The organism is bacterium (assembly GCA_040755755.1).
In the GTDB taxonomy this organism is placed as follows: Bacteria; SZUA-182; SZUA-182; order DTGQ01; family DTGQ01; genus DTGQ01.
Map to the genome: position 1 here is coordinate 1 of JBFLZW010000077.1, position 6,740 is coordinate 6,740.

At 50.2% G+C, this 6,740-nt stretch carries 3 protein-coding genes; all 3 read left to right on the forward strand.

The genetic code is table 11. The features are described 5' to 3' along the window. Positions 1–1,884 (forward strand): PAS domain S-box protein (locus AB1611_20515; GenBank protein ID MEW6381967.1); only part of this gene is annotated, 1,884 nt, incomplete at its 5' end. Between the two features lie 391 nt (positions 1,885–2,275). Further along, positions 2,276–6,079, forward strand: coding sequence for a PAS domain S-box protein (locus AB1611_20520; GenBank protein ID MEW6381968.1), 3,804 nt, complete (start codon positions 2,276–2,278; stop codon positions 6,077–6,079). 150 nt (positions 6,080–6,229) lie between these two features. Beyond that, a partial coding sequence (locus AB1611_20525) for an NAD(P)-binding domain-containing protein (GenBank protein MEW6381969.1) occupies positions 6,230–6,740 on the forward strand: 511 nt, incomplete at its 3' end.

The following is a 6,740-nucleotide window of genomic DNA, read 5'->3' on the forward strand; positions in this document are numbered from 1 at the left end:
CATCAGGGTGTTTCTGGTAATCAATTTGGGGTGATTCCACCATTTTTTATGCCTCCCTTCCTACTTTTTCGAGGCATAAAGGATAAAAATTCACCTCATATAGCAAAATTTATTCCGATCTCTATTGGTGATACCCCTGATTGTCCCCTCTCCCGGATTCTCAATGGTGAGGAGCTTGTTGAGAAAGAGAAGGAGATGGTGCGCAGGGATGGTATCGGAGTCTTCTGCCTGATGTCGGTCAATCCCTTCCGGGGAGCACAAGGGGAATTGCTTGGCATCGTTGCCTTTATGAAGGATATCAGTGAGTGGAAAAAAGCACAGGAACTGCTGCGGGAGTCCGAGGCCAAGTACTCGGCCCTGGTGGAGCAGGCCCAGGATGGGGTTGCCATCATCCAGGATGGAGTTTTCAAATTCACTAATACCGCATCACTCCGGCTAATTGGCTATACGTCTGAAGAACTGCTCGGCATGCCTTTTCTCGATATCGTAGCGCCTGAATCAAGAGAAATGGCAAACTGGCTCTATTCCCTGCTGCTTGCCGGTGAAAAGGTTCCTCCCTTTTTTGAAGTAAAGGTCATATGCAAAGACGGAACCATGAAAGATGGAGAGGTCTCGAGCGGCCTTATTCAATATAACGGCAAGCCTGCCGTAATGACCATTACCCGTGATATTACCGGCCGCAGGCAGATAGAGAAGGAGAAGGAAAAAATCCAGTCTCAGCTCCTTCAGGCACAGAAGATGGAGGCAATCGGTCTTCTGGCCGGAGGAGTGGCCCATGATTTCAATAATCTTTTAACCATGATTCAGGGGCATGCTACCCTGGCCCTGCTTGAAGTTGGCGAAGACAATCCCGTGGCCGTGGATCTGAAAGAGATCCGCCTGGCATCCGGCCGGGCAGCCAATCTCACCAGGCAGTTGCTCCTCTTCAGCCGCAAGCAACCGACGGAACCTGTGTCCCTCAATCTCAACAGCACCGTCGATGAATTGCTCAAGATGATTCACCGTGTTATCGGCGAGGATATCCGCATCACCATCGACCTTGAGCCGAACCTGCAGACGGTTCTGGCTGATGAAGGAAATATCGAACAGGTAATCATGAACCTGGTGGTTAATGCCAGGGATGCCATGCCAAAGGGAGGAGAGCTCACCATCAGGACCGAAAACCTGACCCTGGATGAGAACCAGGCGGCGAATTTTCCCGAAGCCCGGGCCGGCCAGTTTGTGCGCCTGTCAATTATCGATACGGGATACGGCATGAGCAGCGAGGTCATGAGCCGGATATTTGAACCCTTCTATACCACCAAAGAGATCGGAAAGGGCAGCGGGCTTGGCCTGTCCGTGGTCTATGGCATCATCAAGCAGCATGAGGGATGGATCAACGTTTCCAGTGCCCCGCAGCGAGGATCAACGTTTGCCGTTTGTCTGCCTGCTTCCCTGATGATTCCGGAAAAGAAAGCCAATGAGGCGGTCTCAGTGAAGAAGTTTCAAGGAGAAGGTGAACGGATCCTGGTGGTGGAGGATGAGGATGGAGTCCGTAAAGTGACTGCCACCATGCTCCAGGAAAATGGCTATGTTGTCTTTACGGCTGCAAACTCCCGGCAGGCACTGTCCATTTTCGGACAGGAGAGGGGAAATTTCAATCTGCTCCTGAGTGATGTGATTCTGCCCGACCAAAGTGCCATTGAGCTGGCCGATCAGCTCCTTTTGCTCCAACCCCGGCTTCGGATCCTTTTAATCAGCGGCTATCCGGATAAGCAGTCACAATGGACCACCATACGGGAGCGGGGATTCCGGTTTCTCCATAAACCCGTTTCCCTGGTTGATCTGCTTCGAGCTCTCAGGGAAGTCATTGCTGAGCCAGCCGACCACCGAGAACTGCCATAGGCCGTCCCCTGCGCATCCCTCTCCCTTTTAGGGAGGGGAAGAAGTTGTTTTTGTTCACCCCCACCTAACCTCCCCCCTCAAAAGGGGGAGGGATTGACAGACGCATTCTCGACATCAGGGCTATGAACCAGGAGAAATCTCTGCGAAACCAAAAGTGTCCGCCCCTGAACCCACTCCCCGGAAGGGCGAGGGAGAAAAACCCTCCCCTGAGCTCAATGCCTATGGGCGAAAGCCCCCTGTGTTAAAAAGTCTTTGGCAGTGTGTGTTTTTTATCATATTTTGTGGTAAAATGAGCATTAAAAGGAGCATAATTCGGCTTATTATACATTGAATTTGAGCAAAAAAATACCTTTTCGGGTGTCAGACCCTTGTATCAGGCAGGCGATAACAGATGCAAAAAATAAAAAAAGAGAATGTTTTTCCCAGGTTTGTAAAACTCTGCCCAAAGGTCTCCAGAGCAAAATCCGCAAAAAAAAATCTCGATCAGGCGGAAGATGATTCAGATCCCTGCCGCCGCCCATATCTTCAGGAGACTGCGAGAGATCGCACTGTTGCACCGCAGTCTGCCATCAATGAGCAGTTTCGACAGGAGATAGCCAGGAGAAAGGAAATCGAGAAATCGCTCATACGGTGTTCACACGAACTTGCCGAGCGTACCAAAGAATTGAATTGCCTATCTGGTATAGCCTGTCTGATTGGAAAAGAAGACCTTTCACTGGAGGAGACATTACAGGGCATTGTTGACCTTATCCCATCCGCCTGGCAGTATCCGGAGATCACCTGTGCCCGGCTGATTTTAAAAGACCAGACGTTCACGACCCGTAATTTTAAGGAAACTATCTGGAAGCAGGCTTCCGCCATTACCTTCCATAATGAGGTAGCCGGCGCTCTTGAAGTTTATTACCTGGAAGAGAAACCAAAATGTGATGAAGGCCCTTTCTTAAAAGAGGAAAGAAACCTGATCAACATTGTTGAACGGGTCGTCAGAAAAATCATCCAGCGTGAGTGGGCAGAGGAGGAGCTGCGGGCTGAGAAGCAGCGGCTTTTTAATATCCTCGATAATATTCCCGCATCTATCCATATCCAGGCGAGGGACTATTCCATCCGCTTTGCCAACCGCTACTTCAGAGAGTCGCGTGGTGTGCCCCAGGACCGGAAATGTTACGAGATCCTGGCCGGGCGAAAAGAGCCCTGTGAGGGGTGTCAAACCATGTCTATTTTCGGCATGGAAGGTTTCATAGGGTGGCGGAACTTAATAAGTCCGGATGGCCGGATATATGATGTCTATGAGTACCCCTTCACTGATAGTGACGGTTCACCTCTGGTTATGGAATTATCATTCGATATTACCGATCGCAAACTGGCAGAGGATGCTTTGAGGGAGAGCGAGGAGAAGTTCCGGCTGGTAACGGAAACCGTGCAGGATGTCTTTTGGATGACAACACCGGGAGTTACGGAAACAATCTACATCAGTCCTGCCTATGAGAGGATTTTTGGCCGCAGCCGGGATGACGTATATCGAGATTCTCTCGCTTTCATCGAGGCTATTCATCCCGATGATCGCGAACAGGTAATCAGAGGAATCAGGGAAAATCCGACAGGCATATGGGATTTTGAATACCGTGTTGTACGGCCTGATGGATCTATCCGCTGGATTCAGGACCGCGGATTTCCTGTCTGGGACCGGAGTGGAAATCTTTCCAGGATGGTTGGTGTGGCTACCGATATTACTGAACGCAAATTTGCCGAGGAAAAACTGGATGAATACCGCAAGCACCTTGAGGCATTAGTGTCCGAGCGCACCGCCCAACTTCAGGCAGCCAATGAGCAGCTTCAGCGGGAAATCTCCGAGCGCAGGCAGGCAGAGGAGGAAGCCAGGCTTGCGTATGCGGAGCTGAGACAGATATTTAACGCGACAGCCGAGGGTATGTGTGTGATTGATAAAAACTTCACGTTGCTGGAGGTTAATGACGCATTTTGTATCCTGCTCGGATTGGATAGAAGTGAAGTGATGGGGAAGAACTGCTATACAGTATTTCGCCATACTCTGTGTAACACCCCTGCCTGCCCGTTATCGCATATTCTCCGGGGTGAGGATGTCTTTGAATATGAATTGGAAATGGAGCAGAGAAATGGCACCAAAATCCCCTGCCTTTTAACAGCAGCTCCTTTGCAGGGTCCCAACGGTGAGTTGATCGGTATCGTTGAAAACTTCAAAGATATTATCGAGCGCAAGAAGATGGAGGGAGCGTTAAAAACAAGCCAGGCCCAAATGGCTGAAGCCCAAAGACTTGCTCACGTCGGCAGTTGGGACTGGGATATCAGGACAGACACGGGGACCTGGTCTGAAGAGCTCTGCAGAATCTTTGGGACCGGATTCCAGGATAGAATCGAGCCATTTGAAGAGAGCCTGGCGCAGTTTGTCCATCCTGATGACCGGGATGATTTTTTAAGCCTGTTTCATGAGGCATGTCTGAATAAAAAGCCATTTGAATATCAGCATCGGATTGTCCGTCCGGACGGATCACTCCGCAGAGCTCAGGGAAGGGGAGTAGTTTTCACCGATGAGGCCGGTAATCCAGTTAAAATTACCGGATTTATCCAGGATGTTACCGAGATCAAGGAAGCCGAGGATGCGCTGCGGGCAAGTGAGAAAAAATACCGGCAATTGATCGAAAATGCGCAGGAGGGTATCTGGGCTATCGATAGCGAGTGCAGGACCACCTTTGTCAATTCCCAGATGGCCGAGATGATCGGGTATACGGTAGATGAAATGATCGGAAAACCGGTAATTTCCTTTCTGGATGAACAGAGCGCAGCCCTGTTTAACCGCAGCTTCGAGCTTCGCAGGCAGGGCATCAAGGAAAGGCATGAGTTTGAGCTTCGTCATAAGGATGGATCACGGGTCTATACCAATCTTGATTCATCGCCGATTATCGACGATAACGGCAATTTCACCGGGGTGGTTGCCCTGGTATCAAATATTACCGGGCGAAAGCTGGCCGAAGAGGAAAAACAGAAGATCCAGGCCCAGCTCCTCCAATCCCAGAAGATGGAAGCCATAGGAATTCTGGCCGGAGGTGTGGCCCATGATTTCAATAACCTTTTGACCACGATTATTGGCTATACCAGCATGGCTATTATGAAAATCGATAAGGCAGATCCCGTGTTCAGGGATTTGAGTCAGGTGCGTCTTAACGCTGACCGGGCAGCCAACCTCACCCGACAGCTCCTCCTCTTCAGCCGCAAGCAGCCGATGGAGCCTGTTCCGATCGGCCTCAACAGAACGGTTGATAACCTGCTCAGGATGCTTCACCGCCTTATCGGTGAGGATATTGCCATCAATGCTGAGCTTGAGCCGGACCTATGGCCAATTCAGGCTGATGAGGGAAACATCGAGCAGGTGATCATGAACCTGGCGGTCAATGCCAGGGATGCCATGCCTCAGGGAGGCAGGCTCACCATCAAAACAGAGAATATAACTCTGGATGAGGAATTCTCTGCCATGACACCGGAAGCTCGGCCAGGCAGGTTTGTTCGCCTGTCGATTGCCGATACCGGATGCGGCATGGACCAGGAGACGATGAGCAGGATCTTCGAGCCCTTCTATACCACCAAGGGACTTGGGAAGGGCACCGGTCTTGGTCTGTCGGTAGTTTATGGTATTGTCAAACAGCACGAAGGGTGGATAAATACCTATAGTGAGCCGGGCAAAGGGTCCGTATTCAAAATCTACCTTCCAGCCTCTTGCCGGGAGGAAAACGGCAAGGCCCAAAAAAGCGAGACAATCCCCTTGTTGCAAAGGTTTCAGGGAAAGGGTGAGCGGATTTTCGTCGTGGAAGACGAAGAGGATGTCCGCAGAATGACGGTGAAAGTACTTCATGAGAACGGTTATACAGTAACTGAGGCTGCGAATGCTCAGCAGGCGCTCGATGTTTTTCATCGGGAGGGAGGGGAATTCAATCTGGTCTTGAGCGATGTGGTCCTGCCCGATCAGTCCGGGCCTGAACTGGTTAATCGCCTCCTCTCATATCAGCCGAAGATCCGGGTCCTCCTGATGAGTGGCTATACTGACCAGAAGGCGCGGTGGTCCACGATAAAAAAGCAGGGGTTCAGGTTTCTGCAAAAACCCTTTGCTCTCCCTGATCTCTTGAAAACTCTCAGAGATATCCTGGAGCCGGATATAGTCACCTGATGAAAGATAGACGTTGTTTATTTCGTTACTCTTGGTGTATACTTCTCCAAAAGTAAAAGTATCAATGACAGGTATCAATCCCGGCAACTCTGTAACTTTTTTAGGCAATCGAATTTCAAACAAAACAGGATCATCATGAAAGGGAAAAATATGCTACTTGAAAAAATTCAGAACCGGACAGCTCAAATAGGGATTATCGGTCTTGGCTATGTCGGCCTGCCCCTGGTCAGAGAGTTTCATCGAAGCGGTTTTCAGGTGACCGGCTTTGATGTGGATCAGACCAAGGTGGATGCGCTGAAATCCGGAAGGAGTTATATCAGGCACATTCCTTCAGAAATGATCGGGGGAATGATTGCTGACGGACGATTTCAGGCCACGACGGATTTTTCCCGATTAACCGAGCAGGATGCGATCGTTATCTGTGTCCCGACCCCTCTCAATGTTAACCGGGAGCCTGATATGTCGTATGTCTTTGGTACAACCAGGACAATCGCCAGATATCTGAAGAAGGGGCAATTGGTTGTTCTGGAAAGTACCACTTATCCGGGGACCACGGATGAAGATATGCGGGCCATTCTGGAAAATACGGACCTTCATGCCGGATATGACTTTTATCTGGCCTTCTCCCCCGAACGGGAGGACCCGAATAATTCCAAATACT

What these genes read in the sequence shown, in the direction of transcription:
- AB1611_20520 (MEW6381968.1), top strand. Translation starts at nt 2,276, where the DNA reads ATGCAAAAAATAAAAAAAGAGAATGTTTTTCCCAGGTTTGTAAAACTC.